The following is a 26,133-nucleotide window of genomic DNA, read 5'->3' as shown; positions in this document are numbered from 1 at the left end:
TCATATTGCGTAATCTAATTATGATCAACACAACTGATTAAAGGAGGGTGCACTATGCACATCGAAAAGCTGCAGTACATTTTTGACCCGCTTTGCGGCTGGTGCTATGCCAGCGCGCCTGCCCTGCATTATTTGGCCCGACACCACGGCGACCGGCTTGATCTGATGCCCAGTGGCCTGTTCAGTGATGAGGGGGCGCGGCAGATTACGGCTCAGTGGGCAGAATATGCATGGGCCAACGATCAGCGCATTACATCGCTGACCGGACAGCCGTTCAGCGAGAGCTATCACCAACTTCTGCTGTCCGGCACCCGTTTCGATTCGACCTACATGAACCGCGCGCTGACCGCATTTCAGCACGCTGGTGCAGCCGCAGAGGCGGACCTGCTCCACGTTCTTCAGCACGCCCGCTACGTCGAGGGTCGCGACACCTCTCGATGCGATGTGGTGGCGGATATCAGCGCCACCTGGGCGCAGGAACACGGTGCTGAGGGTGATGCGGATGAGCTGACCAGCCAGTTTGAAGGTGATGCCGCGCTGCGCAACCAGACTGAACAGCGCATTGCCCGCGTAAAGCGACTCATGCACGAAAAAGGTGTGGGAGGCGTGCCCCTGTTGATTGCGACGGCGTATGGGAAAGAACATATCATCAGCGGTTACGATCTTTACAGAGGGGAAGAAAGCATCAGCGCAGCGCTGGCCACGCTGGCATAACGCAACACGAATTTTCACACGATGGCGACTGAAATGGCAAACGTCGCAATCGTATTGTTCAAGGGTTAAGGACAGACTGCCGTAGCTGGTGTTTGATACCACAAGCCGGATAGAAACTCTCAAGGATCCTCAAATTTCGACACGGTGGGATAAATTCCAATACTGACTATCCATATACTCTGGCCTTAATGGCTTTAAGGCGTGTTCGGCAAGAAAGGGCTTTCATTCTGGTTTCACTGCTCGGCTTGTAAACATGATGGTAAACCCTTTCTGCCTGCCGTGTCGGTTGATAACAACGTACTGAAATAATGATTATTTTTTAGTTATGGGTTTGTTATGAGAGTTCCCATGAGCTGTGCCTTTAAAAGTCATCAGGCAAACATGTCAATCGTATCGGACGCTGCGTGACGCCTTAGGTGTTGGTCTGCAACCACGCCGTTCGGCTTCTGGAATCCGTTCTTACTCTCGTCCACGTCAGTCATGTTACAAAAGCAGATGACCCATAAGGACAAGGCATAAGCCAACGATCAAAGGATCATGGCTTATTTTTATCGCATTTCGTTATCGGATCTCGATTAATATAATCTAACGAAGCCAGAAATCTGGATGCGACCATGAGCGATATTGCCAGGCCTGACCAAAGCCCTTGGGCTCTCTTTCTGATCTTTCTTCGACTGGGTCTGACCTCCTTTGGCGGCCCGATTGCCCATTTGGGCTACTTTCACGATGAGTTTGTGACGCGGCGGAAGTGGCTGACCGAGCCCAGCTATGCAGACTTAGTCGCTCTCTGCCAGTTCCTGCCAGGGCCTGCAAGCAGCCAGGTCGGCATGGCGATCGGGTTGTTCCGATGCGGTTATACCGGGGCGTTAGCTGCATGGGCTGGCTTCACGCTGCCATCAGCAGTGGCGCTGATCCTCTTTGCGCTGGGGATGGTCAGCGACGGGGATGTGATGCCATTGGGGGTGCTGCAAGGGTTAAAGGTGGTGGCCGTAGCGGTGGTTGCACAAGCTGTATGGGGTATGGCTCGTAATCTCTGCCCGGATACACCGCGTATCACCATCATGGCGGCAGTCACCTGCTTTGTGCTTCTTGTGCCGTCTGCCTGGGGGCAGGTGGGGGCTATCGTCATTGCTGCTGCCATTGGTCTATTGCTGTTTAAACCTCAGAATAGGTCAATACATGACCCGCTGCCGATCGCCATACGGCGTCGCGTCGGATTGTTGTGGCTCATATTGTTCTTTGTGCTACTGACAGGCTTGCCATTGCTGACGGCAATGTTTCCAAATCAGACTTTATCAATGGTGAGTGTCTTCTACCGGGTCGGTTCACTGGTATTTGGGGGTGGGCATGTCGTGCTACCGTTGCTGCAAGCTGAAGTAGTGCCTACCGGCTGGGTAAGCAAAGATACATTTCTGGCCGGCTACGGTGCTACCCAGGCCGTTCCTGGCCCCTTGTTCAGCTTTGCGGCGTTTCTCGGCGCTTCACTAAATCATGGACCCTCCGGATGGTTCGGTGGTCTGGTCTGTCTGCTGGCGATCTTCGCGCCATCCTTCCTGCTGATCGCGGGTGCCTTACCTTTCTGGGAGCATCTGCGCCGCAACACCCGTGCGCAAGCGGCGATATTAGGTGTTAATGCGGCCGTGGTTGGCCTGTTGTTAGCAGCCCTCTATCAACCAGTATGGACGAGCGCGATTCACGCGCCGCAAGACTTCATCCTGGCGCTTTTGGCACTGGTTGCTCTATTGTTCTGGAAGTTACCACCATGGCTGGTTGTGGTGAGCAGTGCTATTGCGGGCTGGTTGTTCAGTGTAGCCCTGTGAGTTTAGGGATGTATTGAGGCAAAGGGTGCATGTTAAAGTCTGCTTTTGGCCCTATTTTTTTGTTGCGGGAAACCTTCAACCTACTGTAATTAAATAATATTTCAGTACTCACAATAGGTTGAAGGATTTGGCGCTAATACTATGGAACAATCAGCGTTTTCATGAACGTATCCGGATGACAAAGTCATCAGGTTTCCCAGGCGTGCGGAGCGAACAGATAACCTTTGTTGCGCACGGTTTTGATGCGGTAGGGTTCGGTGGCGTTATCCAGCAATTTTTTACGCAGCCGCGAAATCGCGACGTCAACGCTGCGATCCATCCCATCGTAACTCACACCGCGCAGGTTTTTCAGCAGCGCGTCGCGATCCATAATCTGACCGGCATGCGTGGCCAGTTCCCACAGCAGGTCGAAATCGGCAGTCGAAAGGGCGACATCCATGCCCGACAGCAGAACCTGACGATTCACCGGGTCAATCGATAGCGTGCCGAAACGCATGGCTTTGTACGGCGTAAGAGCCGGAGACGGCGTCTGGTTTTCAGCGGCGACACGCTGGCGTAAATGAAGACGCAGGCGCGCCAGCAGAACAGCAGGCGGCGTGGTTTTAAGAATGTAATCGTTCGCCCCCATTTCCAGTGACAGAATGTGGTTCATATCGCTATCAAGCGAGGTGAGCAAAACGATAGGGCCGTCCCATTGCGCGCGCAAATCGCGACACACGGTCATACCGTCTTTGCCTGGCAGCATGATATCCAGCAGGACCAAATCGGGTTTTTCACGCAGCACAACCTCTTCAGCGCGGTCACCACGTGGCTCAACGACGACGTCCATATCGTGTTTTCCGAGGTAGGCGGCGATAAGCTGGCCAACTTCGGGTTCATCCTCAACAAAAACGATCTTATTCATAAAACGTCTGTATCGCGAAAAATGTCAACATACACCGCGTAACCTTAACCTTCCATTAATCTTTCATAATTATCATCAGTTCCGCTATTCTGGCCGCTATTGTTATTTGATTGTTAAGGGAAAAGGATGGCGCTTTTGTTGAAGGCGGCGCTAGGTGCGCTGGTGGTAGTATTGATTGGCCTGCTGGCGAAAACGAAGAATTATTATATTGCGGGCCTGATTCCATTATTCCCGACGTTTGCGCTGTTCGCCCATTACATTGTGGCGTCTGAGCGTGGAATTGAAGCGTTGCGGACCACCATCGTGTTTGGCATGTGGTCCATTATTCCCTATTTTATTTATCTGCTGTCGCTGTGGTATTTCACGGCGATGATGCGTTTACCGCTGGCGCTGGGCGGGGCCGTGGTGTGCTGGAGCCTCAGCGCCTGGGTGTTAATCTTGTTCTGGAGCCGTTTTCACTAATTCAGCGGACGACCGCCGTCGACGCCAAACGAACGCCCCGTGACGTAGCAACTTGTCAGTAAATAATCGATCAGGTCGATCACTTCTTTTTCGCCCGGCACAATTTTCATCAGCGATTTATTCAGCGCTTTCTGGCGGTATTCCGCATCGTCCTCTTCGTTAAACAGAATTAACGAAGGCGCGATAGCATTGACCTTTACCTCCGGCGCAAGCTTGCGCGCGAAAGAGCGAGTCATGTTGTCCAGCGCCGCTTTGCTTGCCGCATAGGCAATATGCTTATCGCTGCCGCGTTCGACGACGTAATCGGTGAAATGAATAATGTCGCCAGCGGCATGGCCATGGCCGCGCAGTAACTCTTCGAGCGCATGATTCAACAGATAAGGCGCATGAACGTGGATCTGCATCATGCAGGCGAGCGTTTCGCTAAGCGGTGTGCCAGGTTTTTCAGCCTGCCATGCGCTGGCATTATGAATGATGGCGCGCAACCCGCGGGTGTTGGACTTCACCGTTTCGGCAAATCTCAGAATCCCTTCGTCAGTAGAAAAATCGGCCTGAATGCAGGTGGCGCCTGCCTGGCGTAATCCTTCTATCGAGGGATATTCGTTGCGATAGCTCACGATAACCGGCTGGCGGAGAGTGAGAAAGTGGTGGGCAAGGGCGAGGCCGATACGTCGGCCTCCACCCGTAATCAGAATGGGGCGTTGTGGCGCGTTTCCCATCGTTTTCTCCTTTTCAGTTCGACAATGGGAAAGTATGCGCTTATCCCATTAACATCCACGTTGCCGGTACGGATGCAACCAGTAACAGACCAATCAATGCCAGTTCGCGCCGTTTCAGCGTGTGGCTAAGCTGATGCGTGCGGCGGGCATAAATAAACACCAGCAGACCCGGCGCGTAGAGCACCACGGAAAGCAGCAGATGCATCGGGCCGGAGGCATACAATAACCATAACCCATAGAGACAAGCACCGACACCCACCACGTAATGCACGGGACGGGTGGCTATTTTTAGCAAATAGGCACCGACAAGGAAATAGGGTACCAGAATCATCTCTGAGGCAATGGTGAGCAGCGTGTTATAGTCCGAACCTGTGAGCCAGATCAGCACCAGACACACCTGGACGCTGATGTTGGTCAGCCACAGAGATGCAGAGGGCGCGCTGTTCTTATTCTGACGCGCAAACAAGCGCGGGAACGCTTTGTGCGTGGCGGCAAGGAAGGGCACTTCTGCCGCCATAATCGTCCAGCTCAGATAGGCACCGCAAACCGAAACAATCAACCCCGCTGCAATCACCACATCGCCCCAGGAACCCATCATTTTGACCATCAGGCCTGCCATTGAAGGGTTACGCATTTGCGCCAGTTCTGGACGGGCAACCACCCCAATAGACAGCAACGTGACCAGCAGATAGACGCTTAACGCAGCCAAAACGGCCAGCAGCGTGGCACGGCCGACATCGCGTTTATTGCGTGCCCTTGCCGAAACCACCACTGCGCCTTCTACCCCAATAAATACCCACAGCGTGATGAGCATGGTGTTTTTGACTTGTTCCCAGACGGGGACGCCCAACGCCACGCCGCTGAAATCAAGGGTAAAGACGTCGAGACGAAACGCGACAAATGCCAGGACGATAAACAGGCCCAGCGGGACCAGTTTTGCCAGCGTCGCCACCAGATTGATGCTGGCCGCCGTCTGCACGCCGCGCAGGACCAGAAAATGGACGAGCCACAGCAGAACCGACGCGCCGACAATAGACTGCCAGGTGTTGCCATCACCGAAGAAGCGCAGTTCAGGAGTATCAGTAAAGAAACTCAGGGCGGAGAAAACAATCACCAGATAGGAGACGTTGGCGATCACCGCGCATAACCAGTAACCCCAGGCGGAACAAAAGCCGATTAACTCGCCAAATCCTGCGCGCGCGTAAGTGAATATTCCGCCATCTAAATCCGGGCGGATACGCGTCAGCAATAACATGGCAAACGCCAGCAGGAGGATCCCAACGCCAGTGATGGCCCAACCGATGAGCAATGCCGCCGGGCTGGCGACTTCGGCCATATTCTGAGGCAAACTGAAGACGCCTGCGCCCAGCATGGAGCTTAAAACAAGCGCAGTTAATGCGCTCAGGCCAAGTTTCTTTTCCATTGGCTTCCTGTTATGAAAGGTCCAAATCCAGAATAATTATTTCGCACAGGCGCATAAAAATGGTGGATCACACTAAGGCGCGGGATTTTACGGAGTGTCTTGCTGGCATGCAATGATGTGAGGCAGAATTTCGATCAAATTAAGAAAAAAGGCGGCATTGCGCCGCCTTTTTAGACCTGGGTGTTACTTGTACAGGTCGGCGCTGATGGTGATGTTATTACCACGTTCCTGCCACTGGCGGGTGATGTGATAGTACTTAGCCCCTTTCTTCTGCGCGCGTTTAGCGACCTGGTACGAAATTTCCGTCATGTTGCCGTAGTTGCCGGTGAACTTCACGCTGTCGAAGGGAACCATCTGCGCTGCGGCAGTTTTGTTCAGCTCTTCAATTTTAGTGCCGTCTGGCAGGGTCACGGTATAGCGACCCCCTTTAGAGGATTGCGTTTCAAAGAAACGGCCCACATCAGAACTTGGTGCGGCAGAGGTTGCCACGCCTGGAATCTCAACAGCCTTAGCCGCTGCGCCGCCGGTCGCCAGCGCCGCACGTCCTGCTTCTGAATCTGCTGGAATCGCATCCGGGCTCTGCAGAACACGCTTTTTCGCATCAGCTTTATAAATGTAAGCAGTGATACGCTGGTTACCGCCCTGATTAGCATCCACCTGGCGCACGATATAGAAAGAGGCTGCCCCTTTCGCTTTCGCGGCTTTAGTGATGGCGTCGTTCACTTCGGGCTGGCTGCGATAGAAACCCTGAACGGTGACGGTGTCAAAAGGCTCAAGCGCAATGGCCTGGTCTTTTGGCAGTTCAGTTACGCCGTTGATCACACGATTTTTTGGCGCGTCAGCTTTGGGTGCATCGTTTTTATAAAGAGCGACCGTAACGCGTTGGTTACCGCTGTTGCCGTGATCGGAAGAGTCAACCACGTAAAATGAGTCTGCACCGACTTTATCGGCCAGTTTTGATGCGGCAGCGACGGCTTCGCTGATGGTGTTATAACGACCCACGATGACTGTCTGATCGAAAGGTTTTAACGCTGATGCTTGCTCCGGCGTTAATTCTGTCGCAGCGTTAGCGGACAAGGCGGTCGCAGAAAGAAGTACGGACGCCAGGAGAGTGTTCTTAAGCTTCATAAAAATAATCCTTCGCCATGCGCAAACCAGGTGCTGGTGTTGTTGTTAATTTGAAATCGTCGCCGATTATGGCATTTAAAACCTGTCGCTGTCTGCGCCATTTTTCGCAGCCGGTGCTGAGGTCAGGATTAAGTTCGATAACATTTAGTGATATGTTGAATAAACAGGCGTTTGAACAGTAAAACTGATTAGGCATATGACTTTCACGAGTTAATTTAATGTTAATGGGTTGTTCTAATGTGGGGCTATATCATGTTTTTACCGCTTCGCTTGACCTATTTATCGGGCCTGGCGCTGAAAGTAAGGTAAATATGTCGGTCAGAGACTGTGATCACTTATTTTTCACAGATAAAGTCAGAAATAGTGTTTTCTTGCGGTGGATCACAAGCGTTATTTTCAGTAGGTTATAGAAAGTTTGTTACTTTTTTATTTTCCGTGGTTATACATTCGTCAGGTCGTGATCGGGCGACAGCAAATGCGAACCGCGGTCATTTATCGACAAACCATCATCAAGAACCGATGGAAGGGAAAACTATGCGTATTGGGGTACCAAAAGAACGGTTTGCCAATGAAACCCGCGTAGCCGCAACGCCGAAAACGGTCGAGCAGCTGCTTAAACTGGGTTTTACCGTCGCGGTCGAAAGCGGCGCGGGCAAACTGGCGAGCTTCGATGACGAGGCATTTATTCAGGCTGGCGCCGAAATCGTCGACGGCGCTGAGATTTGGCAATCGCCGGTGATTCTGAAGGTGAACGCACCTGAAGAGAACGAAATTGCTTTACTGAATCCAGGCACGACGCTGGTGAGCTTCATCTGGCCGGCGCAAAATCCAGAACTCATTGAGAAGCTGGCCGCACGCGGTGTCACGGTAATGGCAATGGATTCTGTGCCACGTATTTCTCGCGCGCAGTCGCTGGATGCGTTGAGTTCAATGGCTAACATTGCGGGCTATCGTGCCATCGTTGAAGCGGCGCATGAATTTGGGCGTTTCTTCACCGGGCAGATTACCGCTGCAGGTAAAGTGCCTCCTGCGAAGGTGATGGTGATCGGTGCGGGTGTGGCCGGTCTGGCAGCAATTGGTGCGGCGAACAGCCTCGGCGCGATTGTTCGCGCATTTGATACCCGTCCGGAAGTGAAAGAACAGGTGCAGAGTATGGGCGCCGAGTTCCTTGAGCTGGATTTCGAAGAGGAAGCGGGTAGCGGTGATGGCTACGCGAAAGTGATGTCTGAGGCGTTTATTAAGGCCGAGATGGCGCTCTTTGCCGCGCAGGCAAAAGACGTCGACATCATCGTGACCACGGCCCTTATTCCTGGCAAACCGGCGCCAAAGCTGATCACGCGTGAAATGGTTGATTCCATGAAAGCGGGTAGTGTCGTTGTCGACCTGGCTTCACAAAACGGCGGTAACTGCGAATACACCGTTCCGAACGAAATCTTCATCACGGCGAACGGCGTGAAGATCATCGGTTATACCGACCTGCCGGGACGTCTGCCGACGCAGTCCTCCCAGCTGTACGGCACGAACCTCGTTAACTTGCTGAAGCTGCTGTGCAAAGAAAAAGACGGCAACGTGACCGTTGATTTTGATGATGTAGTCGTACGCGGTGTGACCGTGGTTCGCGATGGCGAAGTCACCTGGCCCGCTCCGCCAATTCAGGTTTCTGCTCAGCCTAAGGCCGCGCCAAAAGCGGCTCCTGCGCCGAAAGAACCGGCTGAACCGGTTTCTCCATGGCGTAAATATGCACTAATGGCGCTGGTGATTATTCTGTTTGGTTGGCTGGCAGACGTCGCGCCGAAAGAGTTCCTCGGTCACTTCACCGTTTTTGCGCTCTCCTGCGTCGTCGGTTACTACGTGGTGTGGAACGTTTCTCACGCACTGCATACGCCTCTGATGTCGGTGACAAACGCGATTTCCGGGATCATCGTGGTCGGGGCGTTGCTGCAAATTGGGCATGGCGGCTGGATCAGCTTCCTGAGCTTTATCGCGGTGCTTATCGCCAGTATCAATATTTTCGGTGGTTTCACCGTGACTCAGCGCATGCTGAAAATGTTTCGTAAAGGCTAAGGGGTAGCATATGTCTGGAGGATTAGTTACAGCTGCATACATTGTTGCTGCGATCCTGTTTATTTGCAGTCTGGCGGGACTTTCCAAGCACGAAACGTCGCAACGGGGTAACAACTTTGGTATCGCCGGGATGGCGATCGCGCTGATCGCGACGATATTCGGGCCGGACACCGGCAACGTGGCGTGGATCCTGGTGGCGATGATCATCGGTGGCGCGATTGGTATTCGTCTGGCAAAACGCGTTGAAATGACCGAGATGCCAGAGCTGGTGGCGATTCTGCACAGCTTTGTGGGTCTGGCGGCGGTGCTGGTTGGCTTTAACAGCTACCTGTATCACGAACCGGGTATGGAGCAGATTTTGGTCAATATTCATCTGACCGAAGTCTTCCTTGGCATCTTCATCGGTGCGGTGACATTCACAGGTTCTATCGTTGCGTTTGGAAAGCTGCGCGGCAAAATCTCCTCTAAACCGCTGATGTTGCCAAACCGCCACAAGATGAACCTTGCGGCGCTGGTGGTCTCTTTCCTGCTGCTAGTCGTGTTTGTGCGTACCGAAAGCGTGGGCATGCAGGTGCTGGCGCTGCTGGTGATGACCATTATCGCGCTGGCATTTGGCTGGCATCTGGTGGCGTCAATCGGCGGTGCGGATATGCCGGTTGTGGTGTCGATGCTGAACTCCTATTCAGGCTGGGCGGCAGCGGCGGCGGGCTTTATGCTCAGCAACGACCTGCTGATCGTTACCGGTGCGCTGGTGGGTTCTTCGGGTGCAATCCTGTCTTACATCATGTGTAAGGCGATGAACCGCTCCTTCTTTAGCGTGATTGCGGGTGGATTTGGTACCGACGGTGCCACGTCTACGGGCGATGAAGAAGTGGGTGAGCACCGCGAAATTACTGCTGAAGACACCGCTGATATGCTGAAAAACTCGCATACGGTAATCATCACCCCAGGCTATGGCATGGCGGTGGCGCAGGCGCAGTATCCGGTGGCAGAAATTACCGAGAGATTGCGTGCGCGCGGCATCAAAGTGCGCTTTGGCATTCACCCTGTTGCGGGTCGTCTGCCGGGTCACATGAACGTTCTGCTGGCAGAAGCGAAAGTGCCATACGATATCGTGCTGGAGATGGATGAGATCAATGATGATTTCACCGACACCGATACGGTTCTGGTCATTGGCGCGAACGACACGGTTAACCCTGCGGCGCAGGACGATCCGGGTAGCCCAATTGCCGGTATGCCTGTTCTGGAAGTGTGGAAGGCGCAGAACGTTATTGTCTTCAAACGCTCAATGAACACGGGCTATGCAGGCGTACAGAACCCGCTGTTCTTCAAAGAGAACACCCACATGCTGTTTGGCGATGCTAAAGCCAGCGTGGATGCAATTCTGAAATCGCTTTAAGACGTAAAATGTGAAAAAGCCGCCAGAGATGGCGGCTTTTTTTATGGCGGTGAAGCCGGTTTTAATCGTCCTCTTCGTCGTCCAGTTCAACAGGCGTTTGATACTGATCCGGTTTAATCACCAACAGGTCGCAGCGTAAGTGGTCAATGACCTGTTCAGCCGTGTTGCCCAGGAAGGCTGCGGAAATACCGGTTCGCCCGACAGTTCCCAGCACCACAATACCTGCCTGCAAATGCTCCGATAAATCAGGAATCACCTCTTCAGGCAGACCTTTTTCGACGTGCGTCATTTTCTCGTCGATGCCAAATTTCTGGCGGAGGGCTTTCATAGCCAGCAGATGCTGACCGCGAATCGCATCGTTATACACGCTTGGATCAAATTCAGGCAGTTCGATGGCGATATTAATCGGCGTGACCGGATAAGCACCAATTAAATGCACTTCGGTATGATTGACCTGCTCGGCGAGATGTATCGTCTCTTTGACCAGTTTTTCATTCAGAGAATTATGATAATCCTCTTCACTGGCGAGGTTCACAGCGACAAGCGCTTTACCGCCTTCTGGCCATGGCTGGTCTTTGACCATCCACACCGGACATGGACATTTGCGCAGCAAGTGCCAGTCGGTCGGGGTGAAAATCACCGACTCCAGTTTGTCGTGCTGATGGGCCATTTTGAGCAGCAGGTCGTGTTTCTCGGCAACCACTTCCTGGATGATGGCCTCAAAAGGACGGTTATGCCACACCACTTTGATATCAATGGGGATACCCGCATCGATGTAATATTTTGCCTGCTCGCGGATCCACGCGGTACGCTGGCTGATCACTCCCTGACGCATCGCCGTGCGTTCGTCAGGCGACAGAAGGGTGGTCATTTCGTATGAAAAGTCATAGATGGGCAAAAACGCTTTGATTTTGCCACCAATCCGTTGATGTAAATAGACAGCTCGACGTAATGCGGGTTGATCGTCCTGATTAGGATCGATGGCCACCAGCATGTTTTGATACTTTGCCATACAGGTCTCCTTACTACTGTCACCACAGTCTGTAATTAAAAGAGTAACCTATATATGTTGAATGAAACAGGGGATAAGTTTTACCAGATCAATAAATCGTGAGAATTTATTGATGAACGCCTTTATATGTTGATTCCCGTAAATTTTCCCAGGATTAAGCCGATCTTTTGGCCATCACAGGAAGCCACCTGTCAGCTTGAGACGCTGAAGCGTAGTGTCTGCTGGCGGAACATCTTGAGTGTTTGCCGGGCGGTGCTACTCTTTTTGAGGGTTTAATGGAGCAAAGCGATGAAGAACAAAGATGAACAGACGGGGTTGGTGGGGCTGGCAATCGGCGCGGCAGTGATTGGCCTGGTCTCCGCGCAGAAACCCATCAATCGGGACAGCGTTGTTGGTGAACTGGTCAGACTCGGAAGGCAGAAGGGTGATGGTGTGGAAGATGAGGTTTTTCAACAGGCCGCCGCGCTTGTGCGCAAAGGTGTATGAAAAACTGACACGGTGACCGGGTTAACGGCATAGACACGCAGTGAGTTCTGAAACGTTAATGGCTCATTTATATTGGCGAGCGACGAGAGACATGCACACAACCCTGGCTGTCATGGATAATTAAAGAATAAAAGGAGAACGACTGTGTTAAAAAAATTAGTGACAGGGCAATTGAGTTTGCCGATGACGTTCTGGGGATGGGGGTTTTGCGGGGGGTTATTGATCGGTCTGATGGGGTTAGCTGGCATACATACAGGTTATACGATGCTGGTGCCGCTGAGTTACATCGTTAAAACAATTCTTTTTAGCGCCGTACTGTCCGGTATCACGTTCATTCTTCGTAGAAAAATCACCGTGCTTGGTGTTCTTGCTTTTTTTGTTGCCTTAATCCAGGTGATTATGGGCATCGTTATGTTTGTAGGCCTTTCCTCATTACTTTTTAAATAATACTTTTTAAATAATTGAAGGGCTGGAGTCACACACAAGCCGAAATAAGAGTGGGATGAGTATTTAACGCGTTGTAGAAGGGGGAGTTTTAATACCGGGCCAAAAAATCGTTGACCCGGTAAAGAGAAAAGTACGTTATGCGACGTTGCGCGAGTGACCCGCAAGAACCGCCAGCGCTTCACCATTCTCGATGGTGATGTATTTGCCTTTTACCGCCAGCATGCCGCTTTTCTGGAAACGACCCAGCAGACGACTAATAGTTTCAACGGTCAGACCCAGATAGTTACCGATATCACCACGCGTCATGGTCAGACGGAATTCGCGAGGAGAGAAGCCCCGCTCCGCAAAACGGCGTGACAGATTGTAGATAAAGGCTGCCAGACGCTCTTCAGCATTCTTTTTGGAAAGCAGCAGGATCATGTCCTGATCGCCTTTGATCTCACCGCTCATCAGACGCATCATCTGCTGACGCAGATTAGGCATTTTGCCTGACAGATCATCCAGGGTTTCGAATGGAATTTCGCACACCATTGAGGTTTCAAGCGCCTGAGCAAAGCTCGGGTGATGAGCTGTCCCGATGGCGTCAAAACCGACCAAATCGCCAGCAAGATGGAAGCCAGTGATCTGCTCGTCGCCTTGCTCGGTGATGGTATAGCTCTTGATGGTGCCAGAACGGATTGCATAGAGCGATTTCAGTTCGTCTCCCGCTTTGAACAGCGTCTGCCCTTTCTGAATAGGCTTCTTGCGCTCGATGATGTTATCAAGCTGATCAAGTTCATGCTCGTTCAGGGTAAACGGGATACAGAGCTGGCTAATGCTGCAATCCTGACAATGGATAGCACAACCGCCAGACTGAATGCGTCGTATAATTCGCTTTTCCGGGATCATAGGTCTGCTCAAGCTTTAATTGATATTGGTCAATTTTAACATCTTTTTAGTGGAGACGTAAGCCTGGTAAACCATCAATAAAGGCAAGTGGCGACATTGTGTCGCCATCTTCTTGAAATTCCACAGCTTGACTGTGGGATTTGGTGCTAACTGGAAGAAAATTAAGCACTAAAAGCCTGGTTTCTACAGCAACAAATAGCCTTCATGACGCAGAAGCCACTCTTTTCGTTGCACACCACCCGCGTAACCCGTCATCGTTCCATTGCGGCCAATCACGCGATGGCAGGGCACCACAATACTCACCGGATTGGAACCGTTCGCCGCACCTACCGCGCGAGCCGCTCCGGCGCGTCCGAGCTGTTCGGCAAGCTGACCGTAATGCATTACCTGCCCGCAGGGAATGGCGCGCAGTGCCTGCCACACCTCGCGCTGGAAGGGCGTGCCCGCTGTTGCGGTAGGCAATGTATCAATAATGCTGAGATCGCCTTCAAAGTAGTTTGCCAGCTTCTCGCTCAGACCGCCCGGATTGGTAGCACCGATGCGTTCATAACCGGTGCGGTAATGAATATCCAGCAGTTCAACCATGCGATTGCTGTATTCTTCCCACTCCACCGCGCGCAGATTGAACTGCTCGTCGGCGATCACCCATAGAGGCCCCAGCGGCGTGGCAATCTTATCTTCGAGTAACCTCAGCATCCTTTTTCCCTTAATTCAGCCGTGGATAAATCCCCGGTCCAATTGACAGTTCGACAAGATACCACGCCACTAACATCACCAGCCATACCCCTAAAAAGATAAGCGGATACGGTAAGACCAGCGAATAGTAGGTACCCCAGTTTGGCCTCCGGTTTGTAGCGCTGAAGGCGTTTACAGAATGCGGCGAGAGTTTTTATCAACATGCGAATCTGATTCTCGAAGAACGACGTGCGGAGCAGGACGATATCCATCAGCGTCAAGGTCTGCTGGGCGGTCAAATTAACATTGGCATGGGGGCAATCTCGCCCGTAAGTTAATGCCTGCGGTGATTACGCGCTTTCATGAACAGCACCCGCTGGTGAAAGTGCGAATTATGGAAGGGCAACGGGTATCGATGATTAACGAATTACGTCAGGGCGAACTTGATTTTACGATAAATACCTATTATCAGGGGCCATTCGACCACGAATTTACCTTTGAAAAACGCTTCGAAAAACCGTTTGCGGTATTTTGTCGGAAAGGGCATCCGGGGTAGGGGCTAAATCCATCAATGCGCTTCTGCATTATAACTGGAGCATGCCGACGCCTCGTGGGAGTTATTATAAGCAGCTGGAGGACATGTTTAAATATCGCTCAAAAATACCGCGCATTGACGTTGTATGCGAAACATTCTCATCCTGTATCAGCCTTGTTGCGCAAAGCAATTTCTTGAGTGTCTTACCGCAAGAACTGGGCTGCTATCCGCTCCTGACGCACCATCTGGTGATGTTGCCGATCGAAGAAACCTTGTCCAAAGCCGTTTATTATTTGATTGAAAGACGTGATTCCCGACAAACGCCGCTGACGTTGTCGTTAATTACGCAATTCAGAAGAGATGCCCGCGGAATATTAAGCAGCGACGATCAATAAAAAAATAGAGTCTGCCGACATCGGACAGACCCTACAGTACACACAGCAGTTCATCCTATTGCAAATCCCGCTTCATTATTCCGTTCTGCAGGTTTATTTAGTTATAACAGGTTTCACTTAAAAATAAAGTGATGGCACCTCGAAATTCACATATTTTTAACTTAAATTGGTAAATTAATTAACAGTTAAATTGTGGTTAAGGTTGATTTAATCATTCATATTAGCCATGTTAATTCTTTTCATGTGGTTATTACTTTTGATTGTGTCGTAATCGCTTCAGAAGTGATGTGGCTGGAGCATTGAGACCCCCGTCCGGCGCGGGTATAGTACCCCTTCAGATCTCGCCGGAGAATTTCCATGAAGCCAGACGATAAATCAATTTTTCTTGACGCCATGGAAGATGTCCAGCCCCTGAAACGCGCCGCGGATGTCAACTGGCAGCCTAATCGTAACTCGCGCATCCGTCAGATTGTAGATGTTACTCAGCTTGATAACTTTTTGACGCTGGGGTTCCTCGACGTATTGCCTCTCGCCGAACCGCTGGCGTTTCAACGTGAAGGTGTCCAGCAGGGCGTAATTGAAAAATTACGTCACGGAAAATATCCCCGCCAGGCCAGTCTGAATCTATTACGCCAGCCGATTGAGCCGTGTCGCCAGATGCTATTTAGCTTTATTCGGCAGGCGCGTCACGATGGTTTGCGCAACCTGATCATCGTTCACGGAAAGGGCCGGGAAGATAATTCGCATCCGAATATTGTGCGCAGTTATCTGGCTCGCTGGTTAACAGAATTTGATGAAGTGCAGGCCTTCTGCGTAGCGCTGCCCCATCACGGTGGAGATGGCGCATGCTATGTTGCGCTGCAAAAATCCGAAGCCGCTAAACTGGAAAACTGGGAACGACACGCAAAACGGAGTCGATAAACAGGTTTTGCTTTTAGTGCCAGAAAAGCATTGCGGGTGATAATTCACCCGCATTTCAAAAGATGACTGTCAGAAGGTTTCCCAGTTTCCGTCTGAGGCAGAGGCCGCAGCCGGACGCAATACCTGCGGTGTTTTGAGATTCGACGGTCGCGGCGCGCTGTTTTGCGCTTGTGCATTCAAGCGGAACGCGGCAACTGCCTGGCGCAACTGCTCGGCCTGATCTTCCAGCGCCGCCGCCGCCGTGGCGGATTCCTGCACCAGCGCGGCGTTCTGCTGCGTCACGCTGTCCATCTGAGAAACGGCCAGGCTGACCTGTTCAATCCCGCGGCTCTGCTCATCGGATGCCGACGCGATTTCGCCCATGATATCGGTTACGCGCGTCACGGCCGCAACAATCTCTTTCATGGTTTTGCCTGCTTCGCTGACCTGCCCGGAGCCGGTATTCACGCGGCTGACGGAGTTTTCAATCAATCCTTTGATCTCTTTCGCGGCCTGCGCACTGCGGCTTGCCAGCGTGCGGACTTCACCGGCAACGACGGCAAATCCACGGCCTTGCTCACCGGCACGAGCCGCTTCCACAGCGGCGTTCAGCGCCAGAATATTGGTCTGGAAAGCGATGCTGTCGATAACGCTGGTGATGTGGGCAATTTGCTGTGAACTGTCGGCAATCTCGGTCATGGTACGAATGACGTTATCGACCACCATTCCACCCCGATCGGCGGTTTCTGACGCATTTTTTGCCAGCAGAGTCGCCTGGCGGGCGTTGTCGGAGTTTTGTTTGACCGTGGCGGTCAGCTCTTCCATGCTTGCAGCGGTCTCTTCCAGGGAAGAGGCTTGCTGTTCAGTACGTGCAGACAAATCGTTGCTCCCCGTCGCGATTTCGCCCGCGCCGGTGTAGATCGAATCGGTGCTGCCACGTACCGCGCTGACGGTTGTCACCAGCGATTGCTGCATTTCATGCAGACCCGCAGCCAGTTGACCCATTTCATTACGACTGTCGATAGAAATGGTATGCGTCAGGTCGCCGCTGGCGATGGTGCGAATATGATTCATCACGCTGCGCAGGGGTCTCAGCAGGAGATGCTGCAAACCCATCCAGAACACAATCAGTACGCCGATGACAACCAGCAAAATGGTGCCCAACGTCCACTGCATGCTGGTAAAGCTGTTTTGGTTTTCCAGAGCAGCCGCCTTCAGCAGGGTGTTGTTTTCTGCACGCCAGCGCGTATAGACGGCTTCCATCTTGTCCTGAGCCTCTTGTGCATCCAGATCGCCGTACGCCTGATAGTTATCGGCGCTCAGATATTCGATCGACAGCCGCATGACTTCGTGCATCTGGGTGTATGCTTTCTGCATCTCGGCGGTTAATTCCTGGCTCTGCCCGTTCACCGGCGGCATCTCATGCCATGCGCTGTAATAGGCTTCAGCTTTGCCCAGAGACGTGCTGGCGTTACCGAGCAGCTTGTTGATCGCCGCCAGAGAAGCGGGATCGCGCTGATTTTTAAGGTAACGGATCGCAACGCGAGTGACGGTAACGCGCGTTTTAACCAGCGTGTTTACGCTGTCGCTCAGGCTCTCTTGTTGCGCGTTGAGATTTCCTGAATTTTGGAAGTTTTGACGATCATTGCTGACTGCGGAGTAGAACAAGCCACCCGTGACGACCTGGAGCAGGCAGAACAGCGTAAGTGCAAAAATGATCCCAGTAATTACGTGCAGATTTTTCAGCATAAAAAGACGCCCGATTGTTGTGCAGAAGTTGCACCATTACTATCGACGTAGTATCTCTAAACTTTAACTTAACAGTGACTAAACTAACTTTTTCTTCATGTAACCTATTGTTCCCCTGAATACTATTTATCAAATTTAATTTTCTTTCAGTTCGTCGAACAGGAATCAAAATATGATCAATATCGAGAAAAGCGGTACGTTTACGTTAGGCACCCGTAACGTGAAAAGAGTGGGTTATGGGGCGATGCAGCTCGCCGGCCCGGGCGTGTTTGGCCCGCCGAAAAACCGGGACGCGGCGCTGGATGTGCTGCGGGAAGCAGTGGCGGCTGGGGTTAATCATATTGATACCAGTGATTTTTACGGCCCTCATGTCACTAACCAACTGATACGTGAGGCGTTACATCCGTACCAGGACGACCTGACGATTGTGACCAAAATTGGTGCGCGGCGTGGCGCTGATGCGTCGTGGCTCCCTGCATTTTCTGCTCAGGAATTGACGCAGGCGGTACACGATAATCTGCGAAATCTACAGCTGGATACGCTGGATGTGGTGAATTTGCGCATTATGTTCAGTGCTCATGGGCCCGCTGAAGGATCCATTGCCGAGCCGTTGACCACGCTTGTCGAATTGCAGCGTCAGGGGCTGGTGCGACATATTGGTTTGAGTAATGTGACCGCCGCGCAAGTCGCCGAAGCGCAGAGCATCGCCTCGATAGTTTGCGTGCAAAACCTTTACAACATTGTTAATCGTGGCGACGATGCGCTGATCGATTCTCTGGCGGAGCAGGGCATCGCCTATGTGCCGTTTTTCCCGCTCGGTGGGTTTACGCCCTTGCAGTCTTCCGGCCTCCAGGCCGTCGCGGAGGCAGTAAAGGCGACGCCGATGCAGGTTGCATTGGCATGGTTGCTGAAACGCTCGCCTAATATTCTGCTGATTCCGGGCACCTCATCGGTTGTACATCTGCATGAAAATCTTGCCGCCGCAGAGCTTGTGCTGTCCGACGAGGCGATGGACACGCTCAATGCGCTCGCGTCTTATGAAGAGAGTAATACTGCGCAGCATTAAGCGATGAAAAGCAAAACAGGACGCGCCCTCAGGCTACGTGGGACAAAATTCAGCGTGGCGTGGAGGCGTTTTCAATCTCTTCGGCGATACAGATTTTTCTGTCACGCCGGTGGCGGTGAAAGGCCTCAAGTGCGCGGACCACTAATACCGATCTAAAGATGACCCGATCAAAAGATGAATGGTTCAGAGATCGGGAACGCTGATGTGCTCCAGAGGCTCTGAGTAATTCTGCAAGTCGAATACCGCCCCATAATCTGAATCGGGGCGGATCGAATGTGTATGTATTGACGGTGGATACCCACACTCTGCCGAGAGGCAAACGTCGGACAATTATCAGAAACTGTATATCACTTTCAAGCTCCCAGTGGGCGATGCTTTCCGTTGCACAATCGGGCTGTTGCGTGCATCACCCACCAACTGTGTAAAACCCGTTGCGGCTACCACGCTCCAGTCCTGGTTGAACTTGTGCGTCCAGTCCACATTCATTGACCATGCATAAATCCCCGTTCCGACATCATAGGGAGCAAACCCTGATGCGGCTGACTGTGATGAATTGACCCCGTAGTACGTCTGCATATAGTCACTCGTCCCCCAACTGCTGGTCAGCGCCATCGTTAAAGTATCTTTCGAGCCGCTATACAGTGGGCTAAGAATGCCGAAATGCAGAGCCGCACCATTGTCTCGCTCAGTAAACGGCACCTCAGCCTGTAATTGCAAATGAAGCCAGTCGGCCACCTTATACCCCAGACCCACCACACCCAGAGCCGACCCTTTGACATCGCCCATACCGCGCAGGTTGTCACTGCCGTCGCTCAATGAGTCGCTGTCAACATCGTGATCTTTACGGCCTGCGCGATAACTCAGCGCAGTACTGTAATCCAGGTTGCCGATGCTGTTGCCGTAACCGATACCCTGCGTGGTACTCACGAAGAATCCATTACGCATCGAGTAATCAAACACAAGGGCCGTCGTGACACGGTTTTCATTCGAACCAGAATAGCGTGGTGTAACATCCACGCCCCCTCCCAACGTTAAGCCGTTACCTTGCTGCGGTTCTGCCGCCAGCACTGGAGAGACGAGTAACGCCAGCAGCGCGCCCGGCAATATTTTTTTTAGCGTGTGTCCCGAAAGTGAAGGGAGGAACTGATGACGCAGTTCGAAATTTCTCATTAAAGAAGTCCTTAGGGATTCAACTGATTACGATACAAGCGGTTTAAACGCCAGAACGCTCAGTGTGAATACACACCCTAAAGTTCTCATGAGCTCAAAATGAAGAAATACTGAAGTACGTCCCGGTGATGCAAACCTGATAGATTTCCTGATACCGTTTTTTTCTTCAGACTTTCTTCATTCACTGTTGATAACGTAACTATTGTGAAAATTCTCCTGATCGAAGACGACCTGGATCTAGGCAACGGCGTGCGTATCGCCCTTGCAGATCAAGGATTAGATGTCATATGGGTTCGCCGCAAAGAGGATGCGCTGCATCAACTTGATGCCTGCGTACCAGAACTGGTGTTGCTCGACCTCGGGCTGCCCGACGGCGATGGCATGAGCCTGATGGCATACTTGCGCCGGCAACTGAAGGGGATCCCTGTCATCATTCTGACCGCACGAGGCACGCTGCAGGACCGCCTTTGCGGGCTGGATGCTGGCGCTGATGACTATCTCGTCAAACCTTTTATGCTTGCCGAGCTGTTGGCCAGGGTGAGAGCCCTTGCGCGGCGCAGTTACGGTTTCGAAAATGAGATGATAGAAATTCGCGGGTTATCTCTTCACGTTCCGACTCGTCGCGTAACAGTGAACGCGCGGAATATTGAGTTGACGGCGAGTGAATACGCGCTGCTTGAGACTTTACTGTTGCGCACCGATCGCGTCATTACTCGTAGGTTTCTGGAAGAGAGAATATTCGGGGCAAAAGAGAATATGAGCAATTCTCTGGATGTGCATATGGGGAATTTGCGTCGCAAAATCGGCGATGGCTATGTGCGAACGGTGAGGGGAGTCGGGTTTGTGATCGATACCGTCCCCGTTCAGAAGGGAGCGGGTTGATGCGAAATTTTTGGCTGCACCTGAGAACCCCTTCGCTCGTACGGCGAATTATCATCGCCCAAATGCTTTTGCTTACGCTGCTTTGGTGTTTTTTTCTGACCTACATTCTGTCGGAAGACTTGCGAAGCCCTCCTATGCTAACGGGCAGTAAGACTTACGAAACCATTCAAAAATTGGTCGATCGTTTGGACGATCGTCCGCAGGCGCGAACCGAGGTACTGGACGCCTTCAGCCAGGCGTTGCGGGAAGGTTATGGCGGAGGTGAGGATCCTGCGCTGTCGATCAGCTTAATTGTTCGCAAAAATAAACACATAATTTATTCATCGGATGGCGCACCAACCGGGGTGACAAACACTCTATATGGGAGCCTCCAGACAATAGAGAGTGAAGGACGCTCCTGGACTAGCCGTACTCTACAATCAGGGAACTCCGATGTGGAGATCACACTGATTACCCCTGCCGCAGGCTGGAACTTCTTTATCTACCTGAACTCACGTGGCTACTACATATTACCGTTACTGGTCTGTATTCCTTTTCTATTGTTTCCCGCGTGGCTGTCAATCCGCATTGCGATGCGGCCCTGGAATAAAGTGGTCAATGAGATTGCCTTACGCACGCCGGAAGACCTGTCTCCCTTAAAATCAGTGCCAAAGCATATGGAGCTTCACCAAATGGTGGCCGCGATTAATGCATTTCTTGCGAGGCTGCGAGAAAGCACTGATAGGGAAAGGATTTTCATTGCCGATGCCGCTCACGAACTGCGTACCCCGCTGGCTGCAATGCGCATCAATGTTGAGGCATTGCAGTCCTATATAAGCAGCGAGAGTCAACAGGAGTTGCTGGCAGGGATCATTCGTAGCAATAGCCGCGCAGCTCGACTCGTCAATCAGTTGCTGCTGCTCATGCACAGCGAGGCGCGCATTGACACTGTCATGGAGCCTGTGCCGCTGACGACGCTCATTCAGGAGCGAATGGCGGAGTTAGCTCCGCTGGCTGCTGAGCGCAGAATTGAACTTGAATTTTACTCTGAAAATGAAATATGGATTACCGGTGTCAGAGAGCGTCTGATGTCTCTGATTGATAACGTCATTGAAAATGCCGTGAAGTATAGCCCTGAGGGCGGGCGGGTTGAGGTCGTCGTTCGATCACTCGAGAGATTCACGCAACTGCGTGTCTCAGATGCAGGGCCCGGTATTCTGCTTGAGATGAGGGAGCGCGTGTTCGATAGATTCTTTCGCGATCCCAATCAGATACAGAGCGGAAGTGGGCTGGGGCTGGCAATCGTCAAAGCGGTTGCGCAGCAACACAACAGCAGCGTATCCCTGAGCACGTCTGAAGAGGGCGGGTTGATGGTAACTGTTGATTTCCCTACACCAAAGTCCGCGTGAAAGGCAACAGCACTGTCATCCCTGACCAGCGGAGGGCATCAGTAAAAGAGCGGGGGCAGGGAGCTCCGCGCTTTTCTGTGCGCCTGTTCGCCAGCAAATCCAGCAAATTGAAGCCTACGGGGTTGAGCGCTATTACCATTATCTGTCTAAAACGATCGCTGAGGCTGGTGAACAATTCTTCACGGATTTCAACGTAAAATTCCGCGCCTGATTTCGCACCGGTGACGCAGCCAGATAGCTGCGCACCGTTGCATCAGGATTGATTATGCCGCAGACGATTTACGCAACGCTGTTCATGAAAATAAAGGTCGCTTTTTTGCGCTCGTACTGATTTATCAGGGGCACAAGGCGTCTGAAGTGTTCACTCGCACAATGTGCATCCAGCGCCGCGCGGTCAGGCCACTCTTCTACGAAAATAAAATGCCCGGCATCGTTCTCATCCACATACAAGTCATATGCGATGCACAGCGGCTCCAGCCTCGTCGCTTCAACCAGTTCGCGATAAAGCGGAAGCACGATCTCTACGGCCTCCGGCTGCATAAAATCTTCGGCAATCACTTTTAGCATGTTAGTTCCTTAACGGGCCCCGGTAGATCCGCCGGGACGCAGCTCATTTAAAATCAGTGTGACTTCAACGGATTGATTCTATCGAATCGTCATCGGCACGATCTGTTCGGTAAAATCATGTCACTGTATTTATATACAGTTGCTGGCACGTAAGCAATGATCAGTCATCTTTTGCGATGACCTCAACACCATTATGAAGAGACCTTTCTTTCTGGAGCGTGTGTCGTGCGGCTTTCTCAGTCCAGTAGGGAATAGATGCGAAAAAGCCAACAGATCCGTTGGCTTGATTTTTCAATATAGCGTCTTTTTTGAATGTTCTTGTATCGCCGATAAAGCCTTCTCAGAGGCGATAATCCAGGGTTTGAGCGCCTGCATCTGGGTAAGAATTTCAAGCCCTTCCCGTGTGAAATGCCCGGAAAGTGCCATCTCTTTACCCAGCTCATCCAGGCGCACAGACTCTTTATATTCTGCATACTGCACGACGTCCTTTAACCCATTGAGCACCAGTCGACGGGCAATATCTTCTGTCAGGCCTTTCTGTACAAACCAGCGCTGCAACCCTTCGGCGAGATAATAGTACCCGCTGTTCATACCCATACTTACCGTAGCCAACTCAAATTCTGATTCGTCAGTAAACACCATTAGCTCGCCTACTCGCGCAAACAGCTGCTGAATAGGATTGTCGGCAGCCGTTAGGATGACCGTCGATGTATTCATTTCAGCGGCGAACGTCAGGCTCAGCCTGATGCAATCCGTATGCCCGAATAAATCACGCAGACGCTGAATGGAGGTGGCAGGCACAAGAGAAATCAGGGTTTGCGTGCCGCGCAACTGTACCTGAGGCGCAATTTCATGCAGGGAATCAGAATCCCCGCCAATAAGAATGACATCAACTTCATCGACGACATTCTGTTTACTGTCCGGCGTCCAGCAGGGCAGATCGATTGCTAGTTTTTGCGCCCGTGCGTTATTTTCGCAAAAAAGAAACACCTGCGACTCTGGAACGGCACGAAACAGTCCCCGCACCAGCTTTTCAGTGAACGCATCCACATTTAGAATACCTATCCTTTGCATCCGTCCCCCTGGTGTCAGTGTCATTTCGTCATGTTTTCAACGGCCTAAGGCGTTGCTCTCATGTACTGCGGCATATTGAGGCGCACTGCGCCTTACAGCGTCTTTTTGTCAGCTTCTGGCGGCTGCCAGCCTCCTCCGAGCGCTCTGAATGTCGCGACAGCGGCGCGGGCAGAGTCTGTCTGGGCTTGCGCTCTGGCGTCGGAAGCCTGCAAGAGAGTTTCATCGTTGTGCAGGACGTCAATCAGGCTTGCCGTTCCTTGCTGGAAGGCGATGAAAGACGACTGGCGGGCGCTGGCAAGGGCGGATTCACCGTTGGTCAGGGTGGCGGTTTGTGATTCACTGTTGACCAGGGCGGAGAAGGCATTTTCGACGTCCTCGGTGGCGTGTAATACCGACAGGCGATAGGCGGCGAGTGCTTCAGCTTCCTGGCCTTTTGCCTGATCTATCTCGGCGTTGATCCGCCCGAAATCGAAAAGCCGCCAGCGCAATCCCAGCACGCCCGCAGACTGACTGGCACTGCCGGAGAAGAGGTTGTTGCTCGATATGGCCGTTGCGCTGCCGAGCAACGCACTGAGTGAAAACGTCGGATAATACTCGCTGACGGCGACGCCAATGCGTGCACTTGAGGCGGCGAGATGGCGCTCCGCGACGATAATATCGGGCCTGCGACGCAACAGATCGGCAGGTGTGCCTGTTGAGGTTATTTGTGGCGCCTGCGGAATGACGCCAGGCGATTCTAATTGAGCACGATGCGTGCCGGGAGGCGTGCCGAGCATAACGTCTAAGGCATTCATCGTGCTATCAAGCCCCGTTCGCAGCGCCGGGACGGTAGCCTGAACTTGCGCCAGTTCCCCTTCAGTCTGGCGAACCTGATACGCGGGAGCCAGTCCTTTGCGGTGAAGGAGTTGGACTTTTTCCAGCAGCGCTTGTTGCGTCCTGACCTGTTTCTCAGCAATTGCCAGTCGGGCCTGTAATCCGCGCAGGGTAATATAGATATCGGCAGTCTGCGCGGCCACAGCCAGGCGGGTCGCGACGACGCCCGCTTCAGAGGCCTGATAGTCAGCCAGCGCGGCCTGGCGACCGCGTCGCAGCCCGCCGAAAACATCAATTTCCCAGGTTGCGTTCAGATCGGTTTCATAGCTATTGCCGTAGCGACTATAATCCGGCGTCGAGCTAAGAACTTGACCCTGTGGGGTCTCTACGGACTGATGCACACGTGCTGCTTGCCCGCTGATGTTACCCGATGGCAGCAGGGTGGCGGTGGCGTTACTCAGTCCGGCACGGCTCTGGGTCATGCGCGCGGTTGCCTGGGCAAGATCGAGATTCTGTGCCAGAGCGTCCATAACGAACTGACTTAACAGGGGATCGCCGAAGCCGTCCCACCACTCGGCAAAACGGGCGGGTCTGGAAGCGGTTCTCTCCTGGACGGCAGACTGCGCCTGATAGCGTTCCGCAAGCGGCGCATCCGGGCGCTGATAATCTGGTCCGACGGCACAACCCGCCAGTAAACCGGTGCTCACCATGAGTGTAAGAGTACGTAGGGGTAACATTGATGTCTCTTGAGGCAATATTAAGTTGTGACCACATTACCAAATGGTCACTCGTTGTCAATCGTGGCTCATTGAGCTAAGCTGAAAAAATGACTAAACAGACAAATGATCTTCTTACGCGGGGTCCCTCTGACCACAGTGTCCGTGACCAGGTTGTGGAGGCGGCTACCGCTCATTTCGGGCATTTTGGCTACGAAAAAACAACCGTTTCAGACTTGGCCAAAGCGATAGGCTTTTCCAAAGCGTATATTTATAAATTTTTCGATTCCAAGCAGGCGATTGGCGAGGTGATCTGCGCGAACAGGTTGTCGCAAATTGCTGAAATCGTTAACAACGCGCTCGCGGATGTGCCGACGGCGTCTGAAAAGCTGCGGCGTTTGTTGAGAACGTTGACTGAAGCCGGAACGGATCTGTTTTTTCACGATCGCATGCTGTATGACATTGCCGCCGTTGCTTCCCGGGATAACTGGCCCTCTGCCGTGGCGCATCAGACGCGCCTTCGTCAACTGATACAGGACATCATCCAGGAAGGGCGTCAGGCCGGGGAGTTTGAGCGAAAAACGCCGCTTGATGAGGCTGCTGAGGCCATTTATCTGGTCATGCGCCCCTACATTTGCCCGTTACAGTTGCAATACAACCTTGATTCCGCACCTGCCGCCGCCGTCCTGCTGTCGTCATTGATACTGAGAAGTTTATCACCTTAGTTGTGACTATTG

Annotated in this window: 24 protein-coding genes and 2 pseudogenes; 13 read left to right on the top strand and 13 right to left on the bottom strand. The window is 52.3% G+C overall.

Annotation, left to right across the window (positions count from 1 at the left end; genetic code table 11):
• The first annotated feature begins 54 nt into the window (after positions 1-54).
• Complete coding sequence (locus tag ACKI5T_RS00565; protein ID WP_407434838.1) at positions 55-714, top strand: DsbA family protein; 660 nt, start codon at positions 55-57, stop codon at positions 712-714.
• A 614-nt stretch (positions 715-1,328) separates the two neighbouring features.
• Positions 1,329-2,534, top strand: a complete 1,206-nt coding sequence (chrA, locus tag ACKI5T_RS00560) for a chromate efflux transporter (RefSeq protein ID WP_407434836.1) — start codon at positions 1,329-1,331, stop codon at positions 2,532-2,534.
• A 187-nt stretch (positions 2,535-2,721) separates the two neighbouring features.
• Here chrA and rstA read toward each other — a convergent pair whose 3' ends face one another.
• Positions 2,722-3,438: a two-component system response regulator RstA gene (gene rstA, locus ACKI5T_RS00555; protein WP_407434834.1), complete on the bottom strand. Its 717-nt coding sequence runs from the start codon at positions 3,436-3,438 to the stop codon at positions 2,722-2,724.
• A gap of 126 nt (positions 3,439-3,564) precedes the next feature.
• Between rstA and ACKI5T_RS00550 the strand changes: the two genes are divergently transcribed.
• Positions 3,565-3,900 carry a GlpM family protein gene (locus ACKI5T_RS00550; protein WP_407434832.1) on the top strand — a complete coding sequence of 112 codons (336 nt, stop codon included), beginning with the start codon at positions 3,565-3,567 and terminating at the stop codon, positions 3,898-3,900.
• Here ACKI5T_RS00550 and folM read toward each other — a convergent pair.
• The 3 genes from folM to ydgH form a co-directional block, all read right to left on the bottom strand.
• Positions 3,897-4,619, bottom strand: a complete 723-nt coding sequence (folM, locus tag ACKI5T_RS00545) for a dihydromonapterin reductase (protein WP_012017239.1) — start codon at positions 4,617-4,619, stop codon at positions 3,897-3,899. The two genes, ACKI5T_RS00550 and folM, sit on opposite strands and share 4 nt — an antisense overlap.
• A 40-nt stretch (positions 4,620-4,659) precedes the next feature.
• On the bottom strand, positions 4,660-6,042 hold the full coding sequence (locus tag ACKI5T_RS00540) for an amino acid permease (RefSeq protein ID WP_407434829.1): 1,383 nt from the start codon (positions 6,040-6,042) through the stop codon (positions 4,660-4,662).
• A gap of 183 nt (positions 6,043-6,225) precedes the next feature.
• On the bottom strand, positions 6,226-7,170 hold the full coding sequence (gene ydgH, locus ACKI5T_RS00535; protein ID WP_407434827.1) for a DUF1471 family protein YdgH: 945 nt from the start codon (positions 7,168-7,170) through the stop codon (positions 6,226-6,228).
• 534 nt (positions 7,171-7,704) lie between these two features.
• On the opposite strand from ydgH, the gene pntA reads away from it, so the two are divergent.
• Positions 7,705-9,234, top strand: a complete 1,530-nt coding sequence (pntA, locus tag ACKI5T_RS00530) for a Re/Si-specific NAD(P)(+) transhydrogenase subunit alpha (protein ID WP_407434825.1) — start codon at positions 7,705-7,707, stop codon at positions 9,232-9,234.
• A gap of 10 nt (positions 9,235-9,244) precedes the next feature.
• Complete coding sequence (gene pntB, locus ACKI5T_RS00525; protein WP_407434823.1) at positions 9,245-10,633, top strand: Re/Si-specific NAD(P)(+) transhydrogenase subunit beta; 1,389 nt, start codon at positions 9,245-9,247, stop codon at positions 10,631-10,633.
• Positions 10,634-10,694: 61 nt separating this feature from the next.
• Here pntB and uspE read toward each other — a convergent pair whose 3' ends face one another.
• Positions 10,695-11,645, bottom strand: coding sequence for a universal stress protein UspE (gene uspE / locus ACKI5T_RS00520; protein ID WP_407434821.1), 951 nt, complete (start codon positions 11,643-11,645; stop codon positions 10,695-10,697).
• Between the two features lie 288 nt (positions 11,646-11,933).
• Between uspE and ACKI5T_RS00515 the strand changes: the two genes are divergently transcribed.
• Both ACKI5T_RS00515 and ACKI5T_RS00510 read left to right on the top strand, forming a co-directional pair.
• Complete coding sequence (locus ACKI5T_RS00515) at positions 11,934-12,131, top strand: hypothetical protein (protein WP_407434819.1); 198 nt, start codon at positions 11,934-11,936, stop codon at positions 12,129-12,131.
• Positions 12,132-12,275: 144 nt separating this feature from the next.
• Positions 12,276-12,578 (top strand): hypothetical protein, encoded by a 303-nt coding sequence (locus ACKI5T_RS00510; RefSeq protein WP_407434817.1) that lies wholly within the window; start codon positions 12,276-12,278, stop codon positions 12,576-12,578.
• Between the two features lie 135 nt (positions 12,579-12,713).
• Here the strand turns inward: ACKI5T_RS00510 and fnr are convergent, their stop codons facing one another.
• The 3 genes and pseudogenes from fnr to ACKI5T_RS00495 all read right to left on the bottom strand — a co-directional run.
• A complete protein-coding gene (gene fnr, locus ACKI5T_RS00505) occupies positions 12,714-13,466 on the bottom strand; it encodes a fumarate/nitrate reduction transcriptional regulator Fnr (RefSeq protein WP_012017246.1) in 753 nt (250 codons plus the stop codon).
• A gap of 183 nt (positions 13,467-13,649) precedes the next feature.
• Positions 13,650-14,162, bottom strand: coding sequence for a methylated-DNA--[protein]-cysteine S-methyltransferase (ogt, locus tag ACKI5T_RS00500; protein WP_012017247.1), 513 nt, complete (start codon positions 14,160-14,162; stop codon positions 13,650-13,652).
• A 10-nt stretch (positions 14,163-14,172) separates the two neighbouring features.
• Positions 14,173-14,329 (bottom strand): annotated as a pseudogene (locus ACKI5T_RS00495) (AbgT family transporter); the annotation flags it as partial.
• Between the two features lie 6 nt (positions 14,330-14,335).
• Here ACKI5T_RS00495 and ACKI5T_RS00490 point away from each other — a divergent pair.
• Both ACKI5T_RS00490 and smrA read left to right on the top strand, forming a co-directional pair.
• Positions 14,336-15,071: pseudogene (locus ACKI5T_RS00490) on the top strand (LysR family transcriptional regulator); the annotation flags it as partial.
• Between the two features lie 357 nt (positions 15,072-15,428).
• Positions 15,429-15,992 carry a DNA endonuclease SmrA gene (gene smrA / locus ACKI5T_RS00485; RefSeq protein WP_407434815.1) on the top strand — a complete coding sequence of 188 codons (564 nt, stop codon included), beginning with the start codon at positions 15,429-15,431 and terminating at the stop codon, positions 15,990-15,992.
• Between the two features lie 69 nt (positions 15,993-16,061).
• Here the strand turns inward: smrA and tcp are convergent, their stop codons facing one another.
• Complete coding sequence (tcp, locus tag ACKI5T_RS00480) at positions 16,062-17,720, bottom strand: methyl-accepting chemotaxis citrate transducer (RefSeq protein ID WP_407434813.1); 1,659 nt, start codon at positions 17,718-17,720, stop codon at positions 16,062-16,064.
• 172 nt (positions 17,721-17,892) lie between these two features.
• Between tcp and ACKI5T_RS00475 the strand changes: the two genes are divergently transcribed.
• A complete protein-coding gene (locus tag ACKI5T_RS00475; protein WP_407434811.1) occupies positions 17,893-18,786 on the top strand; it encodes an aldo/keto reductase family oxidoreductase in 894 nt (297 codons plus the stop codon).
• A gap of 333 nt (positions 18,787-19,119) precedes the next feature.
• Here the strand turns inward: ACKI5T_RS00475 and ACKI5T_RS00470 are convergent, their stop codons facing one another.
• Positions 19,120-19,956, bottom strand: a complete 837-nt coding sequence (locus ACKI5T_RS00470; protein WP_407434809.1) for a MipA/OmpV family protein — start codon at positions 19,954-19,956, stop codon at positions 19,120-19,122.
• 204 nt (positions 19,957-20,160) lie between these two features.
• Between ACKI5T_RS00470 and ACKI5T_RS00465 the strand changes: the two genes are divergently transcribed.
• Both ACKI5T_RS00465 and ACKI5T_RS00460 read left to right on the top strand, forming a co-directional pair.
• Positions 20,161-20,838 carry a response regulator gene (locus ACKI5T_RS00465; RefSeq protein WP_407434807.1) on the top strand — a complete coding sequence of 226 codons (678 nt, stop codon included), beginning with the start codon at positions 20,161-20,163 and terminating at the stop codon, positions 20,836-20,838.
• Complete coding sequence (locus ACKI5T_RS00460) at positions 20,838-22,226, top strand: sensor histidine kinase (protein ID WP_407434805.1); 1,389 nt, start codon at positions 20,838-20,840, stop codon at positions 22,224-22,226. Before ACKI5T_RS00465 ends, ACKI5T_RS00460 begins: the two co-directional genes overlap by 1 nt.
• Positions 22,227-22,505: 279 nt before the next feature.
• Here the strand turns inward: ACKI5T_RS00460 and ACKI5T_RS00455 are convergent, their stop codons facing one another.
• From ACKI5T_RS00455 to ACKI5T_RS00445, 3 genes are all read right to left on the bottom strand, one after another.
• Positions 22,506-22,793, bottom strand: a complete 288-nt coding sequence (locus tag ACKI5T_RS00455; RefSeq protein ID WP_012017261.1) for a putative quinol monooxygenase — start codon at positions 22,791-22,793, stop codon at positions 22,506-22,508.
• A gap of 291 nt (positions 22,794-23,084) precedes the next feature.
• Entirely contained in the window at positions 23,085-23,867 is a 783-nt protein-coding gene (locus ACKI5T_RS00450; RefSeq protein WP_407434803.1) for a pyrroline-5-carboxylate reductase, read from the bottom strand.
• A gap of 92 nt (positions 23,868-23,959) precedes the next feature.
• Positions 23,960-25,417, bottom strand: a complete 1,458-nt coding sequence (locus ACKI5T_RS00445; protein WP_407434801.1) for an efflux transporter outer membrane subunit — start codon at positions 25,415-25,417, stop codon at positions 23,960-23,962.
• 89 nt (positions 25,418-25,506) lie between these two features.
• Between ACKI5T_RS00445 and ACKI5T_RS00440 the strand changes: the two genes are divergently transcribed.
• Complete coding sequence (locus ACKI5T_RS00440) at positions 25,507-26,121, top strand: TetR/AcrR family transcriptional regulator (protein WP_407434799.1); 615 nt, start codon at positions 25,507-25,509, stop codon at positions 26,119-26,121.
• Positions 26,122-26,133 lie beyond the last annotated feature (12 nt).

It is taken from the genome of Lelliottia sp., assembly GCF_045627565.1.
Taxonomy (GTDB): domain Bacteria; phylum Pseudomonadota; class Gammaproteobacteria; order Enterobacterales; family Enterobacteriaceae; genus Enterobacter.
The sequence above is the reverse complement of the archived record's forward strand: the minus strand, read 5'-3'. Positions and strand labels throughout refer to the sequence as shown.

What these genes read in the sequence shown, in the direction of transcription:
- ACKI5T_RS00475 (WP_407434811.1), top strand. Translation starts at nt 17,893, where the DNA reads ATGATCAATATCGAGAAAAGCGGTACGTTTACGTTAGGCACCCGTAAC.
- uspE (WP_407434821.1), bottom strand. Translation starts at nt 11,645, where the DNA reads ATGGCAAAGTATCAAAACATGCTGGTGGCCATCGATCCTAATCAGGAC.
- pntB (WP_407434823.1), top strand. Translation starts at nt 9,245, where the DNA reads ATGTCTGGAGGATTAGTTACAGCTGCATACATTGTTGCTGCGATCCTG.
- ACKI5T_RS00450 (WP_407434803.1), bottom strand. Translation starts at nt 23,867, where the DNA reads ATGCAAAGGATAGGTATTCTAAATGTGGATGCGTTCACTGAAAAGCTG.
- ACKI5T_RS00515 (WP_407434819.1), top strand. Translation starts at nt 11,934, where the DNA reads ATGAAGAACAAAGATGAACAGACGGGGTTGGTGGGGCTGGCAATCGGC.
- ACKI5T_RS00540 (WP_407434829.1), bottom strand. Translation starts at nt 6,042, where the DNA reads ATGGAAAAGAAACTTGGCCTGAGCGCATTAACTGCGCTTGTTTTAAGC.
- fnr (WP_012017246.1), bottom strand. Translation starts at nt 13,466, where the DNA reads ATGATCCCGGAAAAGCGAATTATACGACGCATTCAGTCTGGCGGTTGT.
- pntA (WP_407434825.1), top strand. Translation starts at nt 7,705, where the DNA reads ATGCGTATTGGGGTACCAAAAGAACGGTTTGCCAATGAAACCCGCGTA.
- chrA (WP_407434836.1), top strand. Translation starts at nt 1,329, where the DNA reads ATGAGCGATATTGCCAGGCCTGACCAAAGCCCTTGGGCTCTCTTTCTG.
- ACKI5T_RS00470 (WP_407434809.1), bottom strand. Translation starts at nt 19,956, where the DNA reads ATGAGAAATTTCGAACTGCGTCATCAGTTCCTCCCTTCACTTTCGGGA.
- ogt (WP_012017247.1), bottom strand. Translation starts at nt 14,162, where the DNA reads ATGCTGAGGTTACTCGAAGATAAGATTGCCACGCCGCTGGGGCCTCTA.
- smrA (WP_407434815.1), top strand. Translation starts at nt 15,429, where the DNA reads ATGAAGCCAGACGATAAATCAATTTTTCTTGACGCCATGGAAGATGTC.
- ACKI5T_RS00550 (WP_407434832.1), top strand. Translation starts at nt 3,565, where the DNA reads ATGGCGCTTTTGTTGAAGGCGGCGCTAGGTGCGCTGGTGGTAGTATTG.
- ACKI5T_RS00440 (WP_407434799.1), top strand. Translation starts at nt 25,507, where the DNA reads ATGACTAAACAGACAAATGATCTTCTTACGCGGGGTCCCTCTGACCAC.
- folM (WP_012017239.1), bottom strand. Translation starts at nt 4,619, where the DNA reads ATGGGAAACGCGCCACAACGCCCCATTCTGATTACGGGTGGAGGCCGA.
- rstA (WP_407434834.1), bottom strand. Translation starts at nt 3,438, where the DNA reads ATGAATAAGATCGTTTTTGTTGAGGATGAACCCGAAGTTGGCCAGCTT.
- ACKI5T_RS00455 (WP_012017261.1), bottom strand. Translation starts at nt 22,793, where the DNA reads ATGCTAAAAGTGATTGCCGAAGATTTTATGCAGCCGGAGGCCGTAGAG.
- ACKI5T_RS00445 (WP_407434801.1), bottom strand. Translation starts at nt 25,417, where the DNA reads ATGTTACCCCTACGTACTCTTACACTCATGGTGAGCACCGGTTTACTG.
- ydgH (WP_407434827.1), bottom strand. Translation starts at nt 7,170, where the DNA reads ATGAAGCTTAAGAACACTCTCCTGGCGTCCGTACTTCTTTCTGCGACC.
- tcp (WP_407434813.1), bottom strand. Translation starts at nt 17,720, where the DNA reads ATGCTGAAAAATCTGCACGTAATTACTGGGATCATTTTTGCACTTACG.
- ACKI5T_RS00565 (WP_407434838.1), top strand. Translation starts at nt 55, where the DNA reads ATGCACATCGAAAAGCTGCAGTACATTTTTGACCCGCTTTGCGGCTGG.
- ACKI5T_RS00460 (WP_407434805.1), top strand. Translation starts at nt 20,838, where the DNA reads ATGCGAAATTTTTGGCTGCACCTGAGAACCCCTTCGCTCGTACGGCGA.